At 66.2% G+C, this 25,587-nt stretch carries 18 protein-coding genes; 12 read left to right on the top strand and 6 right to left on the bottom strand.

Annotated features, from left to right (window positions below; genetic code table 11):
- The first annotated feature begins 83 nt into the window (after nucleotides 1–83).
- The 6 genes from secG to AC1D2L_RS11985 all read left to right on the top strand — a co-directional run bounded on the left by secG (nucleotide 84) and on the right by AC1D2L_RS11985 (nucleotide 5,651).
- On the top strand, nucleotides 84–482 hold the full coding sequence (gene secG, locus AC1D2L_RS12010) for a preprotein translocase subunit SecG (RefSeq protein WP_476846100.1): 399 nt from the start codon (nucleotides 84–86) through the stop codon (nucleotides 480–482).
- A gap of 186 nt (nucleotides 483–668) precedes the next feature.
- Nucleotides 669–2,297 (top strand): CTP synthase, encoded by a 1,629-nt coding sequence (locus AC1D2L_RS12005; protein WP_476846099.1) that lies wholly within the window; start codon nucleotides 669–671, stop codon nucleotides 2,295–2,297.
- A gap of 183 nt (nucleotides 2,298–2,480) precedes the next feature.
- Entirely contained in the window at nucleotides 2,481–2,882 is a 402-nt protein-coding gene (locus AC1D2L_RS12000; protein ID WP_476846098.1) for a DUF350 domain-containing protein, read from the top strand.
- A 15-nt stretch (nucleotides 2,883–2,897) separates the two neighbouring features.
- Nucleotides 2,898–3,524, top strand: coding sequence for a DUF1190 domain-containing protein (locus tag AC1D2L_RS11995; protein WP_476846097.1), 627 nt, complete (start codon nucleotides 2,898–2,900; stop codon nucleotides 3,522–3,524).
- Complete coding sequence (locus tag AC1D2L_RS11990) at nucleotides 3,524–4,690, top strand: glutathionylspermidine synthase family protein (RefSeq protein WP_476846096.1); 1,167 nt, start codon at nucleotides 3,524–3,526, stop codon at nucleotides 4,688–4,690. Before AC1D2L_RS11995 ends, AC1D2L_RS11990 begins: the two co-directional genes overlap by 1 nt.
- Nucleotides 4,691–4,766: 76 nt before the next feature.
- Nucleotides 4,767–5,651 (top strand): VOC family protein, encoded by an 885-nt coding sequence (locus AC1D2L_RS11985; protein WP_476846095.1) that lies wholly within the window; start codon nucleotides 4,767–4,769, stop codon nucleotides 5,649–5,651.
- Between the two features lie 176 nt (nucleotides 5,652–5,827).
- Here the strand turns inward: AC1D2L_RS11985 and mdoH are convergent, their stop codons facing one another.
- Together mdoH and AC1D2L_RS11975 are read right to left on the bottom strand one after the other, a co-directional pair.
- Entirely contained in the window at nucleotides 5,828–8,032 is a 2,205-nt protein-coding gene (mdoH, locus tag AC1D2L_RS11980) for a glucans biosynthesis glucosyltransferase MdoH (RefSeq protein ID WP_476846094.1), read from the bottom strand.
- Complete coding sequence (locus AC1D2L_RS11975; protein ID WP_476846093.1) at nucleotides 8,020–9,567, bottom strand: OpgD/OpgG family glucan biosynthesis protein; 1,548 nt, start codon at nucleotides 9,565–9,567, stop codon at nucleotides 8,020–8,022. The genes mdoH and AC1D2L_RS11975 overlap by 13 nt, the downstream gene beginning before the upstream one ends.
- A gap of 321 nt (nucleotides 9,568–9,888) precedes the next feature.
- Between AC1D2L_RS11975 and glmU the strand changes: the two genes are divergently transcribed.
- The 4 genes from glmU (at nucleotide 9,889) to AC1D2L_RS11955 (ending at nucleotide 15,369) form a co-directional block, all read left to right on the top strand.
- Nucleotides 9,889–11,262 carry a bifunctional UDP-N-acetylglucosamine diphosphorylase/glucosamine-1-phosphate N-acetyltransferase GlmU gene (gene glmU / locus AC1D2L_RS11970; RefSeq protein ID WP_476846092.1) on the top strand — a complete coding sequence of 458 codons (1,374 nt, stop codon included), beginning with the start codon at nucleotides 9,889–9,891 and terminating at the stop codon, nucleotides 11,260–11,262.
- Between the two features lie 113 nt (nucleotides 11,263–11,375).
- Nucleotides 11,376–13,202 carry a glutamine--fructose-6-phosphate transaminase (isomerizing) gene (glmS, locus tag AC1D2L_RS11965; protein WP_476846091.1) on the top strand — a complete coding sequence of 609 codons (1,827 nt, stop codon included), beginning with the start codon at nucleotides 11,376–11,378 and terminating at the stop codon, nucleotides 13,200–13,202.
- Nucleotides 13,203–13,535: 333 nt separating this feature from the next.
- Entirely contained in the window at nucleotides 13,536–14,525 is a 990-nt protein-coding gene (locus AC1D2L_RS11960) for a hypothetical protein (RefSeq protein ID WP_476846090.1), read from the top strand.
- Nucleotides 14,526–14,655: 130 nt separating this feature from the next.
- Nucleotides 14,656–15,369, top strand: a complete 714-nt coding sequence (locus AC1D2L_RS11955) for a DUF502 domain-containing protein (RefSeq protein ID WP_476846089.1) — start codon at nucleotides 14,656–14,658, stop codon at nucleotides 15,367–15,369.
- An 11-nt stretch (nucleotides 15,370–15,380) separates the two neighbouring features.
- On the opposite strand, the gene AC1D2L_RS11950 is transcribed toward AC1D2L_RS11955, so the two are convergent.
- A complete protein-coding gene (locus AC1D2L_RS11950; RefSeq protein ID WP_476846088.1) occupies nucleotides 15,381–16,217 on the bottom strand; it encodes an AraC family transcriptional regulator in 837 nt (278 codons plus the stop codon).
- Between the two features lie 95 nt (nucleotides 16,218–16,312).
- Complete coding sequence (gene recG / locus AC1D2L_RS11945) at nucleotides 16,313–18,415, bottom strand: ATP-dependent DNA helicase RecG (protein ID WP_476846087.1); 2,103 nt, start codon at nucleotides 18,413–18,415, stop codon at nucleotides 16,313–16,315.
- 147 nt (nucleotides 18,416–18,562) lie between these two features.
- Between recG and AC1D2L_RS11940 the strand changes: the two genes are divergently transcribed.
- Nucleotides 18,563–18,859 carry an FAD assembly factor SdhE gene (locus tag AC1D2L_RS11940; protein WP_476846086.1) on the top strand — a complete coding sequence of 99 codons (297 nt, stop codon included), beginning with the start codon at nucleotides 18,563–18,565 and terminating at the stop codon, nucleotides 18,857–18,859.
- 138 nt (nucleotides 18,860–18,997) lie between these two features.
- Complete coding sequence (gene mfd, locus AC1D2L_RS11935) at nucleotides 18,998–22,546, top strand: transcription-repair coupling factor (RefSeq protein ID WP_476846085.1); 3,549 nt, start codon at nucleotides 18,998–19,000, stop codon at nucleotides 22,544–22,546.
- 99 nt (nucleotides 22,547–22,645) lie between these two features.
- Here the strand turns inward: mfd and AC1D2L_RS11930 are convergent, their stop codons facing one another.
- On the bottom strand, nucleotides 22,646–23,665 hold the full coding sequence (locus AC1D2L_RS11930) for an AMP-binding protein (RefSeq protein WP_476846084.1): 1,020 nt from the start codon (nucleotides 23,663–23,665) through the stop codon (nucleotides 22,646–22,648).
- 8 nt (nucleotides 23,666–23,673) lie between these two features.
- Entirely contained in the window at nucleotides 23,674–25,437 is a 1,764-nt protein-coding gene (locus tag AC1D2L_RS11925) for an extracellular solute-binding protein (protein ID WP_476846083.1), read from the bottom strand.
- Nucleotides 25,438–25,587 lie beyond the last annotated feature (150 nt).

Here is a 25,587-nt window from a genome sequence, read left to right as displayed (position 1 = left end):
GTGCCGGCGCAGTTCGCGCCAAGCGAACAGTCGGAGCGGTGCGCCCTTGCGGCTTTCCGCTCCCTACCCATTTTCGTGAGACCATGCAGAACGTCCTCATCGTCATCCATCTGATCATCGTCGTCGCGCTCGTCGGCGTCGTCCTTCTGCAGCGCTCCGAAGGCGGCGGCCTCGGAATGGGCTCGGGCGGTGGCGGAGCCGGCGGCTTCATGACCGGCCGCGGCCAGGCCAACGCCCTGACCCGTGCGACTGCGATCCTGGCGGGCGCCTTCTTCCTGACCTCGATCGTTCTGGCCGTCATGGCTCACAGCGGCCGCGTCCAGCGCTCGATCATCGACGGCGCGCCGGGCTCGACTGCGCCTGCCGCCCCGGGTGGTCCGAGCGCTCCCAACGCCGGCGGCGTACTCGACCAGCTGCGCCAGATGCAGGCTCCGGCCGGTGGCGCTCAGCCGCCTTCGCCGCCTGCTGCGCCGCAGCAGTAAGACGGGCCTGGGCCGGGAAACCGGCCCCAGCCTTTGACAGCACGCGGGGCCGGGCAACCGGCCCTTATCTTTTGAGAGCAGTCGGAATCAGTTCGGCTGCTCTTGTCCGGACCAGCGCTGATGGCAGGGCACGCCTGCAACGAAGTGCTTAGCGAATCGAACTCCAAGGGATAAAGGTCTCCTCCCATGACGCGGTATGTATTCATCACCGGCGGCGTGGTGTCCTCGCTCGGCAAAGGCCTGGCGTCGGCAGCTCTCGCTGCCCTTCTGCAGGCTCGCGGCCACACGGTCCGCCTGCGCAAGCTCGACCCCTACCTGAATGTCGATCCGGGCACGATGAGCCCCTATCAGCACGGCGAGGTCTTCGTGACCGATGACGGGGCCGAGACCGATCTCGACCTCGGCCACTACGAGCGCTTCACCGGGCGGCCCTGCAACAAGGGCGACAACATCACGACCGGTCGCATCTACATGGACATCCTGACCAAGGAGCGGCGCGGCGATTATCTCGGCGCGACGATCCAGGTCGTTCCCCATGTCACGAACGCGATCAAGGAATTCATCCTCACCGGCAACGATGGCTACGACTTCGTGCTGCTGGAGGTGGGCGGCACAGTCGGCGACATCGAGAGCCTCCCGTTTCTGGAGGCCATCCGCCAGACCGGCCAGCAACTGCCGCGCGGCCAGTGCATCTTCATCCACCTGACGCTGCTGCCCTATATCCCCACGGCCGGCGAGCTGAAGACCAAGCCGACCCAGCATTCGGTGGCGGAGCTGCGCTCGATCGGCATCCAGCCCGACATCCTGCTCTGCCGCACCGACCGCGAGATTCCGCGCGAGGAGCGCCGCAAGCTCGCGCTGTTCTGCAATGTCCGCGAGACCGCCGTGATCGAGGCCCGCGACGTCGCCTCGATCTATGATGTGCCGCTGTCCTATCACGCCGAGGGGCTCGACAACGAGGTCCTGGCGGCCTTCGGCATGGATGCCAGCGCCGAGCCCGACGTCTCGAACTGGCGTCGCATTTCCGAGCGCGTGAAGAACCCCGAGGGCGAGGTCACGATCGCCATCGTCGGCAAGTACACGGGCATGAAGGACGCCTACAAGTCCCTCATCGAGGCGCTCATGCATGGCGGAATCGCCAACCGCGTGAAGGTCAACCTCGATTGGATCGAGTCGGAGGTCTTCGAGAAGGAAGATCCGACTCCGTTCCTCGAGCATGTCCATGGCATCCTGGTGCCGGGCGGCTTCGGCCATCGAGGCGCCGAGGGCAAGATCAAGGCTGCGACCTTCGCCAGGCAGCGCAAGGTGCCATATTTCGGCATCTGCTTCGGCATGCAGATGGCGGTGATCGAGGCGGCGCGTTCGCTAGCCAAGATCGAGGATGCCAACTCCAGCGAGTTCGGTCCCACGCCGGAGCCCGTCGTCGGCCTGATGACGGAATGGCTGCGCGGCAACGAGCTGGAGCAGCGCGCTGCCAACGGCAATCTCGGCGGTACGATGCGGCTGGGCGCGTACGCCTCGACGCTTTCGCCCGATTCAAAGATCGCCAAGATCTACGGCTCGACCGAGATCTCGGAGCGCCATCGCCACCGCTACGAGGTGAACATGGGTTATCGCGAGCGCCTCGAGGCGAGCGGGATGAACTTCTCGGGCCTGTCGCCCGACGGTCTGCTTCCGGAGACGGTCGAGTATCCCGACCACCCCTGGTTCATCGGCGTGCAGTACCACCCCGAGCTGAAGTCGCGTCCCTTCGAGCCGCATCCGCTGTTTGCGAGCTTCGTCGAGGCTGCGGTGGTGCAGAGCCGGCTGGTCTGACAGCCGGCGCGTCATTGCGAGCGAAGCGATCCAGTAGCTCTCCGCGCTCCGGTTTGCTTCGCTTCGCTCGCAATGACGGTTATGCGCCCGACAAAGGCGCCTGCGGGGCCCCTCTGGCACTACCGCTCAACTGACGTATAGTCGCCCTCGCACGATCATTCTGGCAGCTTGGGGGCAGGCGGCATGACGATCTCGATGGCGGGGCTTCCCGCGTTCCTGCTCTATTTCTGCCTCGGCGTTGCTTTGATCGCGAGTTTCGCCGCCGTCTATCTCAAGATGACAGCCCATGACGAGATCGCGCTGATTCGGGTCGGAAACCTCTCGGCAGCGGTAGCGCTTGGCGGCAATGTGGTGGGATTCTCGCTCCCCCTTGAAAAGGCGATCGCCCAGGCGAGCAGCATCCCCGACCTGGTGATCTGGGCTGTCGCCGCGATGCTGATCCAGTTCGCTGCCTACGGGCTTGCCCGCTTCCTGATCCCGGACCTGTCGCGCAAGATCGAGGAGGATCGCCTGCCGTCGGCTGCCATGCTGGCGGTCATCGCGGTGATTTCCGGCACGCTGGCTGCCGCCAGCATGACCGCCTGACCCGGAGCGCATGCCATGAAGCGCTCGACCCAGATCGGATTGGCGGCCGCGGGCGTGGTGATGGTGGCGACGGTCTGGTCGTTGACCGGCGACGACACGCCCAATGAGGACCTCGTCTACAACAGTCTCAGCGAATGCCGCGAGGCCAACCAGCTCGGTGCCCAGGCCTGTGAGGCGGCGTTCGCCGACGCCTCCGCCAGGCGCCTGAGCGAGGCGCCGAAATTCCAGAGGCTGGCCGAGTGCGAGGCGCAATACGGAGCCGGCTCCTGTAGCTCCGCCACGATGAACGGCGCACAATATTTCCTGCCGGCGCTCGCGGGCTTCATGCTCGCGCGCAATCTCACGGGGATCGGCCACCGGCCTGCGGCGCCGCTGCTGCCTCCCACCCAGGCTGCCTGCCCGCCCGGCTCGCGCGTGCAGGGGGCGGGGCGGCCGGACTGCGAGCCGCCGCGCTCCTCTTACGGTTCATCGTCGTCGTCCGGCAGCAGCTCCTCGTATGGCGGATCGCGCCGGTATTCCACGACGTCGGGTGGCAGCATCACGGCGACCAGCTTCGTTGCAAGCCGCGCTGCGCAGACTGCGACCTCGCGGGGCGGCTTCGGCTCGATCTCGCGCTCGTTCGGCTCGCGGGGGTCCTCCTGATGCGCCGAGTCCCGATGCAGCCGCGCCCCAATTGGCAGGGCAGGGTCGAGCGCATCGGCTTTGCCTTCCACACCATGGATGGCGAGCCCTATTGGGACGAAAGCGCTGCCTATGAATTCTCGCTCGAGCAGATCGAGCGCGATATCGAGGCGCCGACCAACGAGCTCGAGCAGCTCTGCTTCGCTTTCATCGAGCGCGCACTGGCGGACGAGGCGGTTCTGAGACGGCTTGCCATCCCGGAGGCGCACTGGCCCCTGATCGCCCAATCCTGGCAGCGCGGCGACCGCAACCTCTATGGTCGGCTCGACCTGGCCTATGACGGGCGCGGCCCGGCCAAGCTGCTGGAATACAACGCCGACACCCCAACCGCGCTGCTGGAGAGCGCCGTGGTCCAGTGGGACTGGCTCGAGCAGGCGATGAAGCAGGGCCTGTTGCCGCGGGGCTGCGACCAGTTCAACTCTGTGCATGAGCGCCTTCTGGCGGCGCTGGCGGCGCTGCGGCAGCCGTCGCCCTACCGGCTTCACCTGGCCTGCGCGCAGGGAGCCGACGAGGACAAGGGCACCGTCGACTACCTGCTCGACTGCGCGCTGCAGGCAGGGCTCGATGCACGCTTCACCTATGTCGAGGAGATCGGGCTGCTGCCGGACGGGCGCTTCTGCGACGGAAATTCGGTGCCGATCGAGAGCCTGTTCAAGCTCTATCCTTGGGAATGGTTGTTTCGCGAGCGCTATGGCGAGGCGCTGGCAGGTGCCCAGTGCCAGTTCGTCGAGCCACCCTGGAAGGCGCTCCTCTCCAACAAGGGGCTGCTCGCCTTCCTCTGGGAGATGGAGCCCGGCCATCCAAACCTCCTGCCTGCGTTCTTCGAGGGCGACCCGGGCTCTCAGACCCTGTCAGCCCGACGTGTCCGCAAGCCGCTCTATTCACGCGAGGGCGCCAACATCACGCTGATCGCCGATGGGGAGGTCCTCTACAGCGATGGCGGGCCCTATGGCGAGGAAGGCTTCGTGATTCAGGACGCTGCACCTAACCTGTTCAAAGCCAACGGCCGCTATGCGGTGATCGGCTCATGGCTGGTGGCGTCGGAAGCCTGCGGGCTGTGCGTGCGCGAGGACGCGACCCCGATAACCAGGAACACGTCGCGCTTCGTGCCGCACTATATAGCCTGACCGGGAGCGGGCATGACCGCCGCTGCCCGACCTGCTAGAGCTAGTCGTCCGAGCCTGCCATCAGCGAGCGCCAGACATGCCTGAGCTTACGACCGCAACCGCCCCCCGCGGCCTCGACCATCTCGTCATCGGAGTGCACGATCTCGATGCTGCCGGCGCTTTCTACGAGCGGCTGGGTTTCACTGTCGGCGCGCGCAACCGGCACCCCTGGGGCACCGAGAACCGGATCGTGCAGTTCCCGGGCTCATTCCTGGAACTGATCACGATCGGCGATCCCGGTTCGATCCCCGAGCCGGGGCCGGGGCGGTTCTCCTTCGGCGCCTTCGTCCGGGACGCGCTGGCGCGCGGCGAGGGCATGTCGATGCTCGTGCTCGAGAGCCGAGACGCCAAGGCCGACAATGCTGCATTCTCGGATGCGGGAATCGGCGCCTTCGAGCCGTTCTTCTTCGAGCGCCAGGCGCTGCGTCCGAGTGGGGAGCAGGTCCGTGTCGCGTTCTCGCTCGCCTTCGCCGACGATCCCGCCGCGCCCGAATGCGGTTTCTTCGTCTGCGAGCAGCACGAGCCGCAGAACTTCTGGAACCCCGCCTTCCAGGCACATGCCAACGGCGCCACCGCCTTGTCGGCTGCGATCCTGCTGACGGACGCGCCCGAGCAGCACCGTGCGTTCCTTTCGGCCTTTACCGGGGGCGCCGAGATCCTGGACGGCAACGAGGACTACGTGCTCGACCTGCCGCGCGGCCGTATCGATGTGCTCGATGCCGAGGCGGCGCATGCGATCTATCAGACTCCGCCGGAACCGACGCCTGCGCGATTCCTGGGCCTCTGCGTCGCGGTGGCCGATTTGAAGGCTGTGGCGGAGCGACTCACCGCCGCGAGCGTGACCTTCGCCCATGGCGATGACCGTCTCGTCGTGCCGCCGGAGGTGGCTATGGGCTGCGTGATCGCCTTCGAGCAAGGCTGAAGCAGACGTTTCGCCAGCGTCTAGAGCATGCCGTCATCCCGGGTCACCGAAGGGAGGCCCGGGGCCCATTCCTGACCATGTCCGGCGAGCGCGCCGGACTGGATATGGGGCTCCGACCGGGATGGCCCCGGGATCATGGTCTAAGTCGCCTAAAGCTGTAGGGCGGGGCCGTGGATCTACTGAGCCGGCGAGGCCGATGCGTCTTCCGGCCTCGTCGACAGCGAGGCCAGAAGCCCGACCAGCGCGCGGTCATGCATCACGACCATGCGCTCCTTCGGCTTCAGCCAGATCGCGGCGTCGTCGACCGTCTCGGCGTCCACGAGCTTGGCTTGTGCCACGGCGCGGTCGGGGTCGACCTCGCCGCGCCGGCGCGACTGTGCTTCCGGCAGCATCATCTCGTGGGCATGGCGCAGGGCGGGGTCGGCATGCAGGGCGCGTATGCCGTCGTCATCGTCGAAGCCGGCTTTCGCGAACTCGGCCTGCAACGCATTGGCGCGCAGGGCCACCGCTGGCGGATCGCCTTCCTCAGGCGTCAGCAGCAGTTTGTGACGCTTCAGCCAGAGGCCGAGCGCGAGCTGGCCGGAAGCCCATGACAGCGGGATGGCGAGCACGAGGCCGACAATGGTGGGCGACATCCAGGCGAACAGCGAGGTCGCGATCATGAAGGCCGAGATGCCGGCGACGACGCCAAGCACCGTATGGGTGCGGTGGCGGCGGATGATGTCCTTGAGCGGGATCGAACCGTCGTCGCGGCGCTGCGGGTTCCAGCCCGTGTCGCGGCCGAGCAGGATCTGAAAGACCGAGCCCGACTGGATCAGCATCATGATCGGCGCGAAGAAGGCCGAGAACAGGATCTCTAGCAGAGCCGACAGAATGAGCCGGATCGCGCCGCCGCCGGCGCGCCGGAGCTTGCCGTTGAACAGGGTCAGCAGTAGCCCGAAGAATTTCGGTGCGAGCAGGATCGCCATCGTCAGCGCGAACAGGTTCAAGGCGCGCTCGGGGTCGAAGCGCGGCCAGATCGGGAAGAGCGTGAACTCCTGCGTGAAGTATTCAGGCCGCGCGTAGTTGACCTGCAGCACGATCAGGATGCCGACCACCAGCTGCATCAGCCAGAACGGCGAAGCGAGATAGCCCATGATGCCGGTGGCGAAATGCTGGCGCGTGGACCAGACGAAGCCCTTAGCGCCGATGATCCGCGAATGCTGCAGATTGCCCTGGCACCAGCGCCGGTCGCGGACCGAGATGTCGATCAGCGAGGGCGGGCTCTCCTCATAGGAGCCGGTGAGGTCGGGCAGCATGTAGACCGACCAGCCGGAGCGCCGCATCAGGGCAGCCTCGACGAAGTCGTGGCTGAGTACGTGACCGCCGAAGGGCGGCTTGCCCTTGAGGTCGGGAAGGCCGCAGTGCTCGGCGAACGCCTTCGTCCGGATGATGGCGTTGTGGCCCCAGTAATTGCCGTCGCGACCCGACCACATGGCGAGGCCGGTCGCGATGACGGGGCCATAGACCCGGGCAGCGAACTGCTGGAGCCGCGCGAAAAAGGTGTTGCGGTTGATGATCAGCGGCAGCGACTGGATGATGCCTGAATCGGGATCGGCCTCCATCGCGGCCGTCAGGCGCACGATGCAGGTGCCCGTCATCAGGCTGTCGGCGTCGAGCACGACCATGTGCTCGTAGTAGCCGCCCCAGCGCGTCACGAAATCGGCGATGTTGCCGGCCTTGCGGTGGTGGTTCTTGGGGCGGTGACGGTAGTAGACGCGCGAATTCGGCCCCAGTCTCTCACGCAGGGCGAGAAAGGCGCGCTCCTCGGCGATCCAGACATCGGGGTTGGTCGTGTCGGAAACGATGAAGTAGTCGAAATGCGCTCCCAAGCCCGTCGCCTCGACGGATTCGCGGATTGCCGAGAGGGCCGCGAAGGTGCGTGCGGTCGACTCGTTGTAGATCGGCATCACCACGACGGTGCGATGGTTGAGCGCTTCGACGCGGTCGCCTAGGCCGCGGCTGAACAGCAGGCCGAAGAAGCCCATCAGCGCGCTGGTGAACGCAAGCGCGATCCACGAGAAGTTCACGGTGAACAGCACGAGCAAGGCGTACTGAAGCGAGGTCGTGCGACTGACCGACACGACGCTGTACATTTCCCACGCGCCATAGGCGGTCAGCAGCATGCCGCCGCCGAAGACGAAGAGGCGCTTCAGCCAGGGCGTCGTCCAGAGCCGGGGCAGGGCCGGCTTGCGCCGGTCGGAGGAATTCCAGCGCCGGAACGACTGCACCGGCATGACGAGCCGGTTCTCGGGCGGTGTCGCCGGCTCCTCGCACGCGACGTAAGGCCGGGCGTCGTGCCCGGATTCCGAATCCCGCCGCGCTCCTGTCACCACGTCCATCGATTCAACCAGGTCTCGGAAATCGGCTGCCCGCCGGCTTGCAGGACGAGCCGGAGCTCGCTGAGATTATCATTTCCGGGATCGACCTCGAAGCCGACGCGCATCAGTTTGCGCTCGGGGTAAGGCCAGAGCCGGACATTATGGATCGCGCCCGGCGCTGCCGTCAGGTTAGCGCGCGCCGATGTGACGATGCCGGCGTCCGCCAGCTTGTCGCCGGTGAAGTCGACGATGAAACGGCGGCGGCGTCCCTGGGAGCCGCGACCCTGCCTGACGCGGCTTGCGACGGCGAGTGTCGGCCGCTCGGGCGGCTGCCAGCCCCAGGCCTGGCGATAGGCCAAGGATGTTTCGCTGCCAGCTGCCAGGGGCTGGCGCGGGCGCCAGTAGCAGATGACGTTGTCGTTGACGTCGGAATCGCTGGGGATTTCGATCAACTGGACCGAGCCCGCACCCCATTCGCCGAGCGGTTCGACCCAAACGCTGGGACGCAGTTCGTAGCGCTGGTCGTCATCCTGGAAAGCACCGGGATCGCGCTCGCGCTCGACCAGGCCAAAACCTTTGGGGTTGGTGTCGAGGAAGGACGAGACCTGCAGGGTCGCCGGGTTGCTGACCGGGCGATAGATCCACTCGCCATTGCCGGTGAGGATCTGCAGGCCAGAGACTTCATGCACGCTGGGACGAAGGTCATCGAAGGTCCGACGGCTCTGCGGTCCCGAAAGGAACGTGCCCATCGTGCCGCCGAACCCGACGTGGTCGAGTTCCTTGCGCGCGAACAGGGTCATCTCGACATCGATCAGCGTCACGTCGCCGGGGCGCAAGGTCATTCGGACGGCGCCGGTCAGGCTTTCGGAGTCGAGCAGCGCATGGATCACCAGCGAGCCCGATGCGGGACCGGGTCGCTCGATCCAGAAGGCACGGAAGAACGGAACCTCCTCTCCGCGTGTCTCGCCCGGGCGCAGAATCAACGCACGCGCCATGGCGCCGTAATTCTGGCCCTTCGCCAATGCGCGAAAGAAGGTCGCGCCCTGGAAGGTCGCGACCTCGTAGGGGCGCTCCAGCCCGGTCGCGATGCGCATGCCCGAGAACTGCAGGTCGACATTGGGAGGCGGCGGCGTGACGCGACCATAGTCGAACTTGCTGCGGTCGAACGTGACCTTGCGCACGATCTCGTCCTCGACCGTGAACAGACTGACCGGGTTCGAGAAGACGTAGCCGCGATGCAGTGGCTCGATGGTGAAGCCGCGATTCTCGCCGGCCCAGATCATGCCGCCCGGTTGGGCCCGGATGCCGGAATACTGGTCATAGGGCAGGGTGGCGTAGCCGTCGGGCAGGTCGGTTGCCGCAACGGGAACCAGCGGTTTGCTCGCCAGCATGCGCGCCGTTTCGACGACCATTGCCGGGTTGAATCGCTGTCCTTCCGCGATCACGGATTGCACCAGGCTCGCCCAATTCGACTGGGCCGATGCCGGCGTCGCGCCGAGCAATGAAGCGGAGGCGAGGCCGACTGCGGCGCCTTCGAGAAAGTCTCGACGATTCAAGGATTTCGCCATCATATCCAACATAGACGGGCGACGCCCTCGCCCTCTCGCGCTTCTAGAGCATTTCTTGACGGAGTGAAAAGTGTTTGCATCAGGAAAATGCAGATGATCGCTATCCTCAGTAAGGCTCAGCCCATTGTTCTACAATGCGCAAGATTGCCAGTCTGTTGCATCGCCGCGCACACTTTCGACGCGGCTTTGGCAAATGCCGCCGGGATCGGTTATCCACGGCGCCTGCACAGCCCCCATGCGCCCTCACGCATGGGGCGATTCCACGGCAAAGCGCAGGCCGGCTGACAGCCTGCAAAGGAAACGACAATCATGACCGAAATGCAGTCCGGCCGTTCCTGCCTCGCGATCATCCTGGCAGCGGGCGAGGGCACGCGCATGAAGTCGCGGCAGCCCAAGGTCCTGCACGAGATCGGTGGTCGCTCCCTGCTGGGGCATGCCCTGGCGGCGGTGGCGCAGGCCGGCGCGACGTCGGTCGTCGTCGTCATCGGGCCGGACCGTGCCGATGTCGCGGCGGAGGTTTCGGCCGCGATGCCGTCGGCTGCAATCGTCACCCAGGTCGAACGGCGCGGCACCGCACACGCCGTGCTCGCCGCGCGCGAGGCGCTGGAGGCCGGCCATGACGACGTTCTCGTCGCCTTTGCCGATACGCCCCTGATCCGCGCTGAAACCTTCGGCGCCTTGCGGGCCGCGCTGGCCGAGGGCGCGGCTGTCGCGGCACTGGGCTTCGAGGCGCGCGATCCCACCGGTTATGGCCGCTTCGTGATCAGGGACGGCGCGCTGGAGGCGATTGTCGAGCACAAGGATGCGAACGAGGACCAGCGCACGATCGGCTTCTGCAATGCTGGATTGATGGCGCTCGACGGCGGCCATGCGCTATCGATCCTCGAGGCGATCGGCTGCGACAACGCGCAGGGTGAGTTCTACCTGCCCGACGCGGTTGCCGTGGCGCGCTCGCGTGGCCTCGCGACCGTCGCCCTCAAGGCGCCGGAAAGCGAGGTCCAAGGTGTTAACGATCGCGTGCAACTCTCTGTCGCCGAGGCTGAATTCCAGCGTCGCAAACGGCTGGAGGTGATGATGTCCGGCACGACCCTCGTGGCGCCGGAGACCGTCTTCTTCGCCTTCGACACTCAGCTTGGACGCGATGTCGTGGTCGAGGCGCATGTCGTCTTCGGCCCTGGGGTCATTGTAGCGGAAGGGGCTGTGATCCATGCCTTCTCGCACCTTGAGGGCGCCGAGGTTGGTCCGGCCGCGACTGTCGGCCCCTATGGCCGCCTGCGTCCGGGGGCCAAGCTTGCCGCCAGGGCCAAGGTCGGAAATTTCGTGGAGATCAAGGCGGCCGATATCGGCGAGGGGGCCAAGGTGAGCCATCTCACCTATATCGGCGACGCCAGCGTCGGAGAGGGCGCCAATATCGGTGCGGGCACGATCACCTGCAATTACGACGGCTTCTTCAAGTACAAGACCACGATCGGCGCCGGCGCGTTCGTCGGTTCGAATTCGGCGCTCGTTGCTCCGGTGACGATCGGCGCGGGCGCCTTCGTGGGCTCGGGCTCGGTCGTCACGCGCGACGTCGCGCCCGACGGGTTGGCGATTGCACGGGCACAGCAGATCGAGCGCCTCGGATGGGCCAAGACCTTCCGGGAGGCCGCGCTGGCCCGCAAGAAAAGCCAGAAGAAGCCCTGAAAACCGGGGTTTCGCGCAAGCTGGCGTTCATAGTTCGACATTTAGAGTGATTGGGCATGGCAGCCGTTGCCCGCTATGCGGTTTGCAACGGCAATGTCTGAAGAGGTTTGCGCATGTGCGGCATCGTGGGAATTCTGGGCAAGGAAGCGGTCGCTGGCCAGGTGGTCGAGGCGCTGCGTCGGCTCGAATATCGCGGCTATGATTCGGCTGGCGTCGCGACGCTGGAGAACGGCCTGCTCACCCGCCGCCGCGCCGAAGGCAAGCTCAGGAACCTCGAGGTTCGCCTTTCCAACGAGCCGCTGGAGGGCCTGATCGGCATCGGCCATACGCGCTGGGCGACCCATGGCAAGCCCAACGAGACCAATGCCCACCCACACGCGACGCCAAAGCTCGCCGTGGTCCATAACGGCATCATCGAGAATTTCCGCGAGCTGCGCACCGAGCTGCAGGCCGAAGGCTATGTCTTCGCCACCGAGACCGACACGGAAATCGTGGCGCATCTCGTCACCCGCGAGCTCGATCGCGGCCATGGCCCGGTCAAGGCCGTCGCCAACTCGCTGCCGCTGCTGCGCGGAGCCTTCGCGCTCGCCTTCCTGTTCGAGGGCGAGGAAGATCTGCTGATCGGCGCGCGCAAGGGCTCGCCCCTGGCGGTCGGTGTCGGCGATGGCGAGATGTATCTCGGCTCGGACGCGCTGGCGCTGGCACCTTTCACCAACCTCATCGCCTATCTCGAGGAGGGCGACTGGGTTGTCCTGAATCGCCAGGGCGCGACCTTCTACGACAAGGCCAACCAGCAGGTCGAACGCCGCGCGCAGCGCGTCGCCGCAGGTGCCTTCCTGGTCGAGAAGGGCAATCACCGCCACTTCATGGCCAAGGAAATCTACGAGCAGCCCGAGGTCGTCGGCCATACGCTGACACAGTATCTCGACATGGCCGCCGGCACGGTGCGGTTGCCCTTCGCCGACAAGGTCGACTGGGCCTCACTGTCGCGCCTGTCCGTCTCGGCTTGCGGCACCGCCTACTATGCCGGCCTGACGGCCAAGTACTGGTTCGAGAAGCTCGCCCGCCTGCCGGTCGAGATCGATGTCGCCTCTGAGTTCCGCTATCGCGAGGCGCCGCTGCCCAAGGACGGGCTGGCGCTGTTCGTGTCGCAGTCCGGCGAGACCGCCGATACGCTCGCCTGCTTGCGCTATGCAAGGCAGGAGCGGCAGACCATTCTCTCTGTGGTCAACGTGCCGACCTCGACCATTGCCCGCGAGAGCGACGCGGTTGCGCCGACGCTGGCCGGCCCCGAGATCGGCGTCGCCTCGACCAAAGCCTTCACCTGCCAGCTGACGGCGCTCGCCTGCCTCGCGCTCGCGGCGGCCCGTGGCCGCGGCACGCTGACGGCGGCGGAAGAAGCCCGTCATGTCCAGAGCCTGATCGCGCTTCCGGGCCTGATCGCCAAGGCGCTGGAACTGGAGCCCGAGATCGAGAAGCTTGCCCGCGAGCTCTCAAAGGCTCGCGACGTGCTCTATCTCGGCCGTGGCACGAGCTTCCCGCTCGCGCTGGAAGGGGCCCTGAAGCTCAAGGAAATCAGCTACATCCATGCGGAAGGTTATCCAGCAGGTGAGCTGAAGCATGGCCCGATAGCGCTGATCGACGAGGACATGCCCGTGATCGTGGTGGCTCCTCATGACGCGCTGTTCGAGAAGACCGCCTCGAACATGCAGGAGGTTGCGGCACGCGGCGGCCGGATCATTCTGGTGACCGATGCCAAGGGCGCGGCCGAATGCGGCATCGTGCCCGAGACCTCGATCATCCTGCCGGCGATGGATCCGCTCTTCGCTCCGATCGTCTATGCACTGCCGATCCAGATGATCGCCTATCAGACGGCTGTATTCATGGGCAAGGACGTAGACCAGCCGCGCAATCTGGCGAAGTCCGTGACGGTCGAATAATACACCGGCGCCGTGTGAAGCGGCGCCGTCAAGTCCTGCTTAACCATAGGCGGTCGCAGGATTACTGTAATCAGGCTCGGCGATCGTTGACTACTCGAAGACCCCCCGGTTAGCTCGCTAGCCGGGTTGGAGTCAAAGCCGATTAATACCGTTGTGCCCCCCGTGGGCTCCCACAGGAGCCGACCTCTCAACGCTGTTGCCGGGATCAGCGCTTCACGCGTCAGGCTTCTGGAGCATCGCGATCTCGAGCAGGTAGCGCGACTGTTCCTGACCAGGTTCCGCCGGCGGGGAAGCGGCGGCGATGCCGTCGCCGTCAGGAATGTAGCGGCCTATATGGAGCGGCTCTATCTGCAGGGGCCGCCAGATGGCGGGGACGCTTCGTCGCTGGTTCAGATTGCCCAGGACGGAAGCATCGGCGGATTTCTCGGCGTCCTGGCCACCCGCTACGTCCTCGAAGGCGAAACGCTTTCAGCCGGGGTCATCGGTTCGCTGATGGCTGCCGAAGGCGAGGACAATGTGAGCGCCGGGGCGCAACTGCTGCGCGCCGTCAATAGCGCGGCTTTCGACATGCTGCTGACGGATTCGGCTAATCGGATCTCGCTCGCCTTCATCCGGCCGATGAAATACGAGCTCATGCTGTTCGACAGCCTGCAGTGGATCCGCATCTTCAAGCCGACCGCGATGCTGGTCGAACAGGTCCGGCAACGATGGCCGCGACCGCCGGTCGGCATGCTGAAGGCGCTGGCGGGGTTCTCGGATGCCGTCGCCGCGCGCCTGTTCAAGACGCATCCCACCAGCGACCGGCGAAGACGCTGGGTCGCCGAACAGATTGACGCGGAGACGTTTGCGTCAATCGCACCCGGGCTCGCAACGGGCTACCGCCTGCGGCCGGAATGGGGCGCGGCGGAGGTCCGTTGGCTGCTGGCACGTGCGGCCGAAAAGCGCGCTCTCGGGCCATTGCACTTCGCACGGGTCGTCGATCTGTCTGGCGTGACGATTGGCTGTTACGCCTATTACGGGGAGCCCGGACGTCTTGCCACCATACTGCATCTGTTTGCGGTGGAATCGGCCTGGGGCTCGGTGCTCGACTGCGTCATCGCCAGCGCCGAGGCCCTGGGCTGCTGCGGTTTGATGGGCCAGGGCCACAGGGCGCTGATGTCCCACCTCTATCGCTATCCTCGGCTTATCTTTCGCTATGCGGGCGGAACGTCGATCCGGGCGGCGCGCAAGGATGTGATCGCGGCGGTGAGAGCGGACGATGTGCTCATCGGCGGACTCGCGGGCGACCGCTGGACATGCCTCAGCGCCGACGACTTCCGCTAGGAACAGCGTCGCCTGGACTCGACGAGCCGCCGGGATGGAACGATAGGACAGCTTGAATTCGCGTGCGGGTCTTGGCACGTCTGTCGCATGGCCGCGTGCGAGGCTGGATGCTTTCGACTGGAATGGCTTCATGACCGCTGGCCCACCTGATCCCCGCCTCGTCATCTCGACCGACCTGCTGCGGCCGACATTTGGCACGCGGCTGCGGCGCTATTTCCTGACAGGGCTCGTCATCGCCGCGCCGCTGGCCATCACGGCCTCGGTGACGTGGTGGTTCATCAACTTCATCGACGGTGTCGTGAAGCCGATCGTCCCGGCGTCATACTGGCCCGATGCCCATCTGCCTTACCCGGTTCCGGGCTTCGGGTTGATCATCGGCTTCATCGGCCTGACCGTGCTTGGCGCGATGACGCATAATCTCGTCGGCCGCTCGCTGATCAATGCGGGCGAATCGCTGCTCAACCGGATGCCGGTCGTCCGCAGCCTCTACAAGGGCGTGAAACAGGTTTTCGAGACAATCTTCTCGCAATCGGGAACGTCGTTCCGCAAGGTCGGCATGGTCCAGTTCCCACAGCCGGGCATGTGGTCGATCGTCTTCATCGCGCAGGAGCCAGGGGCCGACATCGCTGGAAAGCTGCCAGATGGCAGCGAACAGATCGGCGTCTTCCTGCCCTGCACGCCGAACCCGACGACGGGCTTCTTCTTCTACCTGCCGCGCAAGGAGGTCATCGAACTGACGATCTCCGTCGAGGACGGGGCGAAGCTGATCATGTCGGCCGGGCTGATCCAGCCCGACGAGGTCATATCCAAGCAGATCGCCGCAAACGGCAAGCCGCAAGGCTGAGCAGCCGAGGCTCAGGGCTTCAGCGGCACCCAGATTTCCATGGTTCCGGTCCCGGTGCGCGCGTCGAAGCGTTCGTCATAGCGCTCGAAGCCGGGTGTCTCGGCCAGGCTGCGGCCCGATTGGGGCAGCCAGTCGCGGAAGATCGCCTCGAATGTCGCCTTGATCGTCGAGATATGGGCGCGGTGGCTGAAGACTGCGTAGCTCTGCGCGGGGATGCGCACCCGCATGAAATCGTCCGGGAGATCGTCGAAGCCTGTGACCTCGACACCACTGACATAGTCGAACTGTCCGGTGTCGTCGGCGTTCAGGCAGATGCCATAGCTGGTGGCGCCCACCTGACCGGGGACATGTCCGATATGCGGCCCAAAGCGCTGCCAGAGCGAGGGAATTCCGGCGCTGCTGTTCTCGTAGGTGAAATGGCCGCCGAGACCGGCGACGAGCAGGCTCTTGCCGTCGACGAGGCGTGGCGCTTCGAGCGCGATGGTGGGGATCTTGTCCATGATGATGGGCTCCACGAGAGCGATGCTGTCGAGCGCGCCTGTCTCGCGCAGCGCGTCCGGCGTCAGGCCGAACTGCTCGCGGAAGGCGCGGGTGAAGGCCTCATGGGAGCCATAGCCCCAGTCCAGCGCGACGCTCAGGATATCCGGCGCGCCGGCTGCGAGCATGCGGGCCGCTTCGGACAGGCGGCGTCCGCGCACATAGCGCATCACCGACTGGCCGGTCGCTACACCGAAGGCCCGGCACAACTGGAACCGCGAGATGCCGCTGACCTCGGCGATCTCGTCGAGCGAGATTCCCGAAGCGAATCGGCTTTCGATGCACCAGATGGCTTTGACGACGGGGTCCATGGCGTTCTCACAAGGCACGGGCTCAGCATGGAGCGCCGTTTGCGGGTCCGCTTGATCGAGATTGCCAGAAAGGCTCGTGCAGAGCCGCCCGCGCGTCAACCGGCCCGCAGCAGCCTGATCGCGACGTCGCGCTCGAACAGATAGAGCAGGGTCCGCACCGCCTCGCCGCGCGGGCCTTCGAGCTGCGGGTCGCGCTCGATCAGGAGGCGAGCGTCGTCGCGGGCCGCGGCAAGCAGGTCGCCATCGGTCTCCGGCCGGGCAACGCGCCAGTCCGGCGAGCCGGACTGTTTCGTGCCCAGCATCTCGCCTTCGCCGCGCAGACGCAGATCCTCCTCGGCGATGCGAAAACCGTCCTCGGTCTCGCGCATGATCGTCAGGCGGGCCTCGGCGACCTGTCCCAGCGGACCCTTGTAGAGCAGCAGGCAGGTCGAGGCGGCCGAGCCGCGCCCGATGCGGCCGCGCAGCTGGTGCAACTGCGCCAGCCCGAAGCGCTCGGCATGCTCGATCACCATGACGCTAGCGTTGGGCACGTCGACGCCGACCTCGATGACCGTGGTAGAGACAAGGATGCGGGTATGCCCGGCGACGAAGGCGGCCATGGCGGCGTCCTTGTCGCGTCCGGGCATCTGGCCGTGCAGCAGTCCGACCTTCTCGCCGAAGACGTCGCGCAGGGCTTCGGCTCGCTCCTGCGCGGCTGCGACGTCGAGCGTGTCCGATTCCTGTACCAGAGGGCAGACCCAGTAGACCTGAGCCCCCGATTCGACGGCCCGGCCGATACCGCCGACCACCTCGTCATAACGCTCAAGGGCGAGAGCCTTGGTCGCGATCGGTTTCCGTCCAGCGGGTTTTTCCGCCAGGATCGAGATGTCCATGTCGCCGAACCAGGTCAGCGAAAGCGTGCGCGGGATCGGCGTCGCCGTCATCACCAGCACATCCACCGCCTCGCCCTTGGAGCCGAGCAGCAGGCGCTGATGCACGCCGAAGCGGTGCTGCTCGTCGACGATAGCGAGCGCGAGATCGTTGAAAATCACGCCCTCCTGGAAGAGCGCATGGGTGCCGACCGCGATGGAGATCTCGCCATTTGCGAGGCCTTCGAGCACGCGGGCGCGGCCAGCCCCCTTTTCGCGGCCGGTCAGCAAGGCCAGGTTGAGGCCAGCTGCCAGCGCCAGCGGCGCCAGGCGCTCGGCATGCTGGCGCGCCAGGATTTCGGTCGGCGCCATCAGTACGGATTGCCGCCCGGCCTCGGCGGCGGCCGCCATGGCCAGCAGCGCGACCACGGTCTTGCCGGAGCCGACATCGCCCTGCAGCAGACGCAGCATGCGCTCGGGCTTTTCCATGTCGTCATGGATGTCCGTGAGCGCCTGTTTCTGGCCCTCGGTCAGGGTGAAGGGCAGGGCTGCCTCGATGCGCCGCCGCAGTGCGCCGTCACCGGCGGTGACCCGCCCGGCCGCCTTCTTCTGCTGCTGGCGCACCAAGGCCAGCGCGATCTGGCTCGCCAGCAACTCGTCATAGGCGACACGGCGGCGCGCGATCGTGTCACCCTCAACCGCCTTGAGGTCGGGCGGATGATGCAGCGCGTGCATCGCGTCGAGAAAGCTCGGGAAATCGCTCTTGGCGCGGAAGCCGGGGTCCTGCCATTCGGCGGGATCGGGGCATTTCTCGGCTGCTGCGGCGGCGATGCGCGTCATCACGCGCGGGCCGACGCCCTCGGTCAGGCCGTAGACCGGCTCGATCGACGGCATCGTTGCGGCCACCTTGGGATCGAGCACGCGGTCAGGATGCACCATCTGGCGCATGCCGTCCCAGAGTTCGAGCTTACCCGAGATCAGGCGATAGGCGCCCACCGGCATGGTCTGCAGGAGATGGCGCACATCGGCATGGAAGAAGACGAGCGTGACATCACCGCTGTCGTCCTCGACGACGATGCGATAGGGCGCCTTCGCCTTGGTCGGCGGGGCTGGCCGATGCTCGCTCACCCGCGCGTTGAAGGTCGCGATCTCACCGATCGGCGCATCGGCGATCGAGGCGCTCGGGCGCCGGTCTATCGCGCTTGTCGGAAGATGGAACAGCAGGTCGACGACGCGCGCGCCACGGGTCTCGTCGCCCAGCAGCTTGTCTAGCGCCTTGGCCGTCTTCGGACCGACGCCCGAGAGCGTCGTCACCGGGGCAAACAGCTGATCAAGCAGGGAAGGGCGCAAGCGGGCTCTCGGAACATGTCAGGAGTGCGAAGATCTCAGGCGTTCTGCCGCTGACTTCGCGAGGTTGCAACGCTATATACGCCGCGACGGCAGGCTTCGCGAGGAGGCCGGCCCCGTTCTCATTGCAGTGTCCCGAGGTTTTTCGACATGTCCGGCTCGACTCGCAGCAGCGCCGACCTCGATCCCCGTCGGCGAAAAATCCTGTTCCGCGCCTGGCATCGCGGCATGCGCGAAAACGATCTGATCATGGGCGGCTTCGCCGATGCGCAGATCGCGACGATGACCGAAGCGGATCTTGACGAATTCGAGCGGCTGATCGAGGTGCTGGACCGCGATCTGCTGAGCTGGATCACGGGCGAGGCGCAGGTTCCGTCGAACTACGACACGGAGCTGTTCCGCCGGTTGAAGGCATTTCACCACCACGACAAGCCGATCCATGTCTGAGACGGCCGCTTTTCGTCATTGCGAGCGCAGCGAAGCAATCCAGCCTCACAAGGCGGTGCGCCCGCTGGATTGCTTCGCTGCGCTCGCAATGACGGCTTTCGGCCCTGGCGCTCCCCATAAAGTAAGACCACCACAGTCATGAGCATTCCGCCTCCCTCCCAACTCGCCAAGCTGCAGATCGACCGCATCCTCGATGCGCTCAATCGCGGCGACAAGCCGACCCTTGCCAGCGTGGCGGACGGGTTCGACGCCGTCGTGCTGGCGGACCTCACCCGGGCCAGGGCGAAGAAATCGCAGGGCGCGGCGATGCTCGTCTTCGTGGCGCGCGACGGCCAGCGGCTGCAGGTGCTTGAGAACGCGCTGCAATTCGTGGCGCCCGATCTCGAGGTGATGTCGTTCCCGGCCTGGGACTGCCAGCCCTACGACCGGGTCTCGCCGGCGCCCTCGATCGTCGCGCACCGCATGACGACGCTGTCGCGACTGGCCAAGACCAAGTCCGGCGACAAGCCGCGCCTGCTGCTGACCACCGTCAACGCCGCGCTTCAGCGCGTGCCGGCCTATTCCAAGGTCGCGTCGGAGAGCTTCTCGGCCGCGCCCGGCAATATGGTGGACACCGACCAGCTCGCACGCTGGCTCGACATGAACGGCTATCTGCGCACCTCGACGGTGCGCGAGACCGGCGAGTTCGCCGTGCGCGGCGGCATCGTCGACCTCTATCCGCCCGGCATGCCGGCGCCAATCCGGCTCGATTTCTTCGGCGACACGCTGGAATCGATCCGCACCTTCGATCCCGAGACCCAGCGCACCACCGGGCAATTGCGCGGGCTCGACCTCGTGCCGATGTCCGAGGCGCAGATGACGAGCGAGAGCATCAAGCGCTTTCGCCAGAGCTACATCACGAATTTCGGCACACCGGGGCGAGACGACACACTCTACGAGGCGGTCAGCGAGGGGCGGCGTCCGGCTGGGCTCGAGCATTGGCTGCCGCTGCTTGCTGAACGGCTCGACACGCTGTTCACCTATCTGCCCGACGTGCCTCTGGTGCTCGACCATCAGGTCGACGATGCCGTCGGCGAGCGCATCAGCCTGATTAAGGACTACTACGACGCGCGCAAGACAGCGATGGACCAGCCCAGCGCCGGCGGCATTCCCTACAAGCCGCTGAAGCCCGATGCGCTCTACCTGACGCCGGCGGATTGGCGCGGCATCGTCGACAATGCGGGCGTGGCCTCGCTGACCCCCTTCCAGCTGCCCGACAGCGACGGCAAGCTGATTATCGATGTCGGGGCCCGTCAGGGCCGCAGCTTCGCCGCCGAGCGCGCCGACAATGCCGGCAGCGTATTCGACGCCGCCGTAACGCATGTGAAGGCGCTGCAGGCCGAAGGCCGCCGCGTCATCCTGGCCGCGTGGTCCGAAGGGTCGCGCGAGCGGCTGGCGCATGTACTGGCCGATCACGGCCTGAAGACCGTTCAGACCACGGGCAGCCTGCGGGCTGCATTCGATCTCAAGCCCGGCATCACGGCGCTCGCCGTCTGGGGTTTCGAAACCGGGTTCGAGGCCGGCAAGCTCGCTGTCATCGGTGAGCAGGACATTCTGGGTGACCGGCTCGTCCGTCCGCGCAAGAAAACACGGCGGCCTCAGGATTTCATCGCCGAGCTGTCCTCGCTCAGCCCCGGCGATCTCGTCGTCCATGTCGATCACGGCATCGGGCGCTTCATCGGCCTGCGTACGATCACAGCGGTCGGTGCGCCGCATGACTGCCTCGAGATCCACTATGCGGCGGATTCAAAGCTCTTCCTGCCGGTGGAGAACATCGAGCTGCTGTCGCGCTACGGCTCCGAGGACACCGAGGTCTCGCTCGACCGGCTCGGCGGCGGCGGCTGGCAGGCTCGCAAGGCCAAGCTGAAGCAGCGCATCCGCGAGATGGCGGGCAAGCTGATCGCCATCGCCGCGGCGCGCGCGCTGAAGGAGGCGCCCAGGCTGATCCCGCAGGACGGGCTCTATGACGAGTTCTGCGCGCGCTTTCCCTTCGAGGAGACCGAGGACCAGCAGGCGACCATCGATTCCGTGCTCGACGACATGGCGGCTGGACGACCGATGGACCGGTTGGTCTGCGGCGATGTCGGCTTCGGCAAGACCGAGGTCGCGCTGCGCGCCGCCTTCGCCTGCGCGCTGAACGGCAAGCAGGTTGCGGTCGTCGTTCCGACGACGCTGCTGGCACGCCAGCACTATCGCAACTTCGCCGAGCGCTTCAAAGGGCTGCCGATCAATGTCGGGCAGGCCTCGCGCTTCGTCTCCGCGCCCGACCTCAAGGCAGTCAAGGCCGGGGTCAAGGACGGCACGATGGATATCGTCGTCGGCACCCATGCGCTGCTCGGCAAGGCGATCGAGTTCAAGGATCTAGCCCTCGTCATCGTCGACGAGGAGCAGCACTTCGGCGTCAACCACAAGGAGCGGCTGAAGGAGTTCCGCGCCGAGGTCCACATGCTGACGCTAACCGCGACGCCGATCCCGCGCACGCTCCAGCTTGCCATGACCGGGGTGCGCGAGCTCTCGATCATCGCCACGCCGCCGGTCGACCGGCTCGCGGTGCGCACCTTCGTGACGCCGTTCGACCCGCTGATCGTGCGCGAGGCGCTCCTGCGCGAGCGTTATCGCGGCGGTCGCAGCTTCTATGTCGTGCCGCGCATCGAGGATATCTCCGACGTCAAGGACTTCCTCGACAAGCAGGTGCCCGAGTGCAAGGTCGGCATCGCCCATGGCCAGATGGCGGCCGGCACGCTCGAGGACGTGATGACGGCCTTCTATGACGGCCAGTACGACGTGCTGCTATCGACCACCATCGTGGAGTCCGGCCTCGACATCCCGACCGCCAATACGCTGATCGTGCATCGTGCCGACATGTTCGGCCTGGCACAGCTCTACCAGCTGCGTGGCCGCGTCGGACGCTCCAAGGTCCGCGCCTATGCACTGTTCACGGTTCCGGCCAACCGCAAGCTGACCGAGCAGGCCGAGCGCCGCCTCAAGGTGCTGCAGTCGCTCGATACGCTGGGCGCGGGCTTCCAGCTCGCCAGCCACGACCTCGACATCCGTGGCGCCGGCAACCTGCTCGGAGACGAGCAGTCGGGCCATATCAAGGAGGTCGGCTACGAACTCTACCAGCAGATGCTGGAAGAGGCGGTCGCCGCGCTCAAATCCGGCGTCGACTTCGAGACCGACGCGCAATGGTCGCCGTCGATCCAGATCGGCGCGCCGGTGATGATCCCGGAGCACTACGTCACCGATCTCACGCTGCGGCTGACGCTCTACAAGCGGCTCTCGACGCTCGACGAGGATGGCGACATCCAGTCCTTCGCCGCCGAGCTGGTCGACCGCTTCGGGCCGCTTCCTGAAGAGGTCCAGCAGCTGCTGGAGATCGTCGCGATCAAGGCGCTGTGCAAGCGCGCCAACGTCGAGAAGGTAGAGGCCGGACCGAAGGGCATCATCGTCGCCTTCCGCGACAACGAGTTCGCCAACCCCGAGGGGCTTGTGGGCTATGTGGCGAAGATCGGCACGCTGGCGAAGGTGCGGCCCGACATGCGCGTCGTCTTCATCGACGATTTCGAGACGGCTGAGCAAAGGCTGAAGGGGACGCGCCGACTACTGACGGACCTCGCGCGTATCGCGGAACGCAAGAAGGCGGCCTGAGGCTCATCCGTCATTGCGAGCAAAGCGAAGCAATCCAGGGGGGCGTAGGGCTCGGCGAGGATGGATTGCTTCGCTTTGCTCGCAATGACGGTGAGGGTGTCAACGCCTGCTGACGTCGATCCGGGACGCCGAGCGCACGTCGACATCGACGATCGAGAGGTCGGGTCTGTCGATCGCAGGCAGGGCGCGCGTGTCTTCGGCGCGGTGCACGAAGACGAGGCTGGCCAGTGCGGCGTCACCGGCCAGCCGCGATCGCGCCAACGCCGGCTCCATGGCGCCGGGCAGGATGAGATGGACATTGCGGCCGCCGGCCAGGCAGGCCTGGAGGTCACCTAGGCTGAACAGGCCGAGCGGCAGGAGCTCGACGCCGGTCAGCATCGCCATCCCCGGGCCGCTGGCGAGCGCCGCCAGATCGCCTCCGACTAGGGTCGTGACGATCCGGGATGACGACAGCGGCTTGAGCAGACGCGATATCTCGAGAGCCTTGCCGAGCACGTCGCGCTCGGACACCATCCCGAGCTCTCCGCGCGTGACGGTATCGACGACCTGAAGTGCCGGGCGCGTGGTCTTCTCCGGCAGGGGATGCATCCCACCGCTCGCCATCAGCGTGTCGAGCGGCGCAATGCCGTCTGGGACATCCTGACCGAAGCCGCCGACGAAGCGCGTGCCGAAGGCGCGCACGGCGAGGTCGCGCAGGGTAACCAGCGGCTGCAACGGACCGACGCGGCACACGCCGAGCGCCATGATGGCCTCCGAGGCCTCGATCAGGCGCAGCAGCTCATCCTCACTGGCGTGCAGAGGCAGCATCAGCGGCGAGAGGCCGGCGCGCAGCGAGGCGAGGATCGCGACGATCGCTTCGCTGCCGAGTGGGGCCAGGATCGCGACCGTGGCGCCGGGCTGTGCGCGGTTGATCGCGAGCAGGCGGGCCAGTTGGTCGATCCGCTCCTCCAGTTGCAGGAAGCTCAGCGAGGTCGGAATGGAGTCGCTCCAGGCGCGTCGTCCGGGAGGGTCGCGCAGGGCCGCATCGTAGCCGCGCCCGCGTACCAGCGCCTTCAGCAATGTATCGAGGTCGAGCCCGTCGAGGAGGGCGGAAGCAGCGTCGTCGAGATCGGCGCGCATCTGGGCTCTCAATTGGCTGGCGCTGGTGGCGCGGGACGGCGCGACAAGGCCTCGGTGGAGAGGAAATAGGCCGGCTTCCGCTCGGGCAGGACGACGTCGCGCGCGTGGGCGAACCATGTCTCCGGCAGGTAATAGAGCGGCACGACATAGAAGCCCGAGAGCAGCAACCGGTCGAGCGTGCGCACTGCGGCGACGAAATCCTCGCGCTTGCGCGCGCCCAGGATCTCCTGGAGGACGGCGTCCACCGCTGGCGACTTGACGCCGGCATAGTTCAGCGCGCCCTTGCGGTCGGCATTGGCCGAGCCCCAGCGCCCGATCTGCTCGTTGCCGGGCGAGGCCGAGGCCGGCCAGGTCCATTGGATCATGTCGAAATCGAATGCGGAAAGCCGGCGCCAGTACTGAACATCGTCGATCAGGCGCACGGAGACGACAATGCCGAGGCGGCCGAGCGAGCTGGCATAGTTCAGCGCCAGCCGCTCCTGCGGGCGGTTCGTCACGGTGATCTCGAAGGCGAAGGCCTCGCCCGTCGTGCTACGCCGCAGGACGCCATCCTTCAGGGCGAAGCCGGCGGCGTTGAGCAGAGCGAGGGCGGCGCGGGCCTGGTCGCGGTCGCGGCCGGAGCCGTCGGTGGCGGAGGGCGCCCATTTGCCGTCCAGCATGTCCGGACGCACGCTGCCCGGGAACGCAGACAACATGGCCTTCTCGCGCGAATCAGCCGGCACGCCGAGTGCCGACAGCTCCGAATCGGAGAAGAAGCTGCCGGCACGGCGGTAGACGCCGTGGAACAGGTTGCGGTTGACCCATTCGAAATCGAACATGATGCCGAGCGCCTCGCGCACCCGGATGTCGGCGAAGATCGGTCGCCGCGTGTTGAAGACCAGACCGGTCATGCCCTTGGGGGCCTGAAAATGCAGGGCCTCGCGCGCGATGCGTCCGTCGCGGACGGCCGGCACATCATAGCCGGTCATCCAGCGCGTCGGGTCGGGCTCGAGCCGGATATCGTAGAGCCCGGCCTTGAAAGCCTCGAACAGTGCATTGGCGTCACGGTAGAAATCGTAGCGAATCTCGTCAGGATTGAAGAGGCCGCGGGTCAGCGGATGGTCTTCGGCCCAGAAATCGCGGCGCCGCTTGAGGGTCAGGCCCTCGCCGGGGCGGACCTCCGAGACGAGATAGGGCCCCGAGCCGAGCGCCGGCTTGAAGCTGGTCTCGCCAAAAGTCTCGGCATTGGTGGCGTGCTTGGCGAAGATCGGCATGGCGCCGATGACCAGCGGCAATTCGCGGTTCGAGCCGTCGCCGAGTTCGAAGACGACGCGGCGAGGCGAGGGCGCCTCGGCCTTGGTGACGCGCCCAAGGCTCGCCCGGTGGAACGGCTTCCCCTTCGCCTTCAGGATCTCATAGGTGAAGATGACGTCCTCGGCGGTCACAGGCGTGCCGTCCGAGAATGTGGCGCGCTCGTCGATGTCGAACACAAGGCGGGTTCGCTCGTCGTTGAGTTCGACGCGGGCCGCCAGTAGCCCGTAGGCAGTAAAGGGCTCGTCGGCCGACCGGACCAGCAGGCTCTGCTGCACATAGCGCGGCACTGCATCGGGCGCGACGCCGAGCACGACCAGCGGATTCAGGCTGTCAAAGGTGCCCTGCTGCCCGAAAATGATCCGGCCACCCTTGGGGGCCGCGGGGTCGGCATAGGGCAGATGGGAGAAACCGGGCGCCAGCGCCGGTTCGCCATGCATCGCGATGGCATGATCGCGAGCGGGCGATTCGGCACGCGCCAATCCTCCCGGCGCCAGGACAAGCGCGAGGCAGGCGAAAACTGTCCGTGCAGCAGCGCAGGACGCTGCTTTGGCCACACTTAGCAAATCCATCGTCCGAATTGATTCCCTGCGATCAGGATAACACGCAGGGCGTACCATGCTTCAGCTAAT

Source organism: Allobosea sp. P1_B10 (assembly GCF_056406735.1).
The sequence above is the reverse complement of the archived record's forward strand: the minus strand, read 5'-3'. Positions and strand labels throughout refer to the sequence as shown.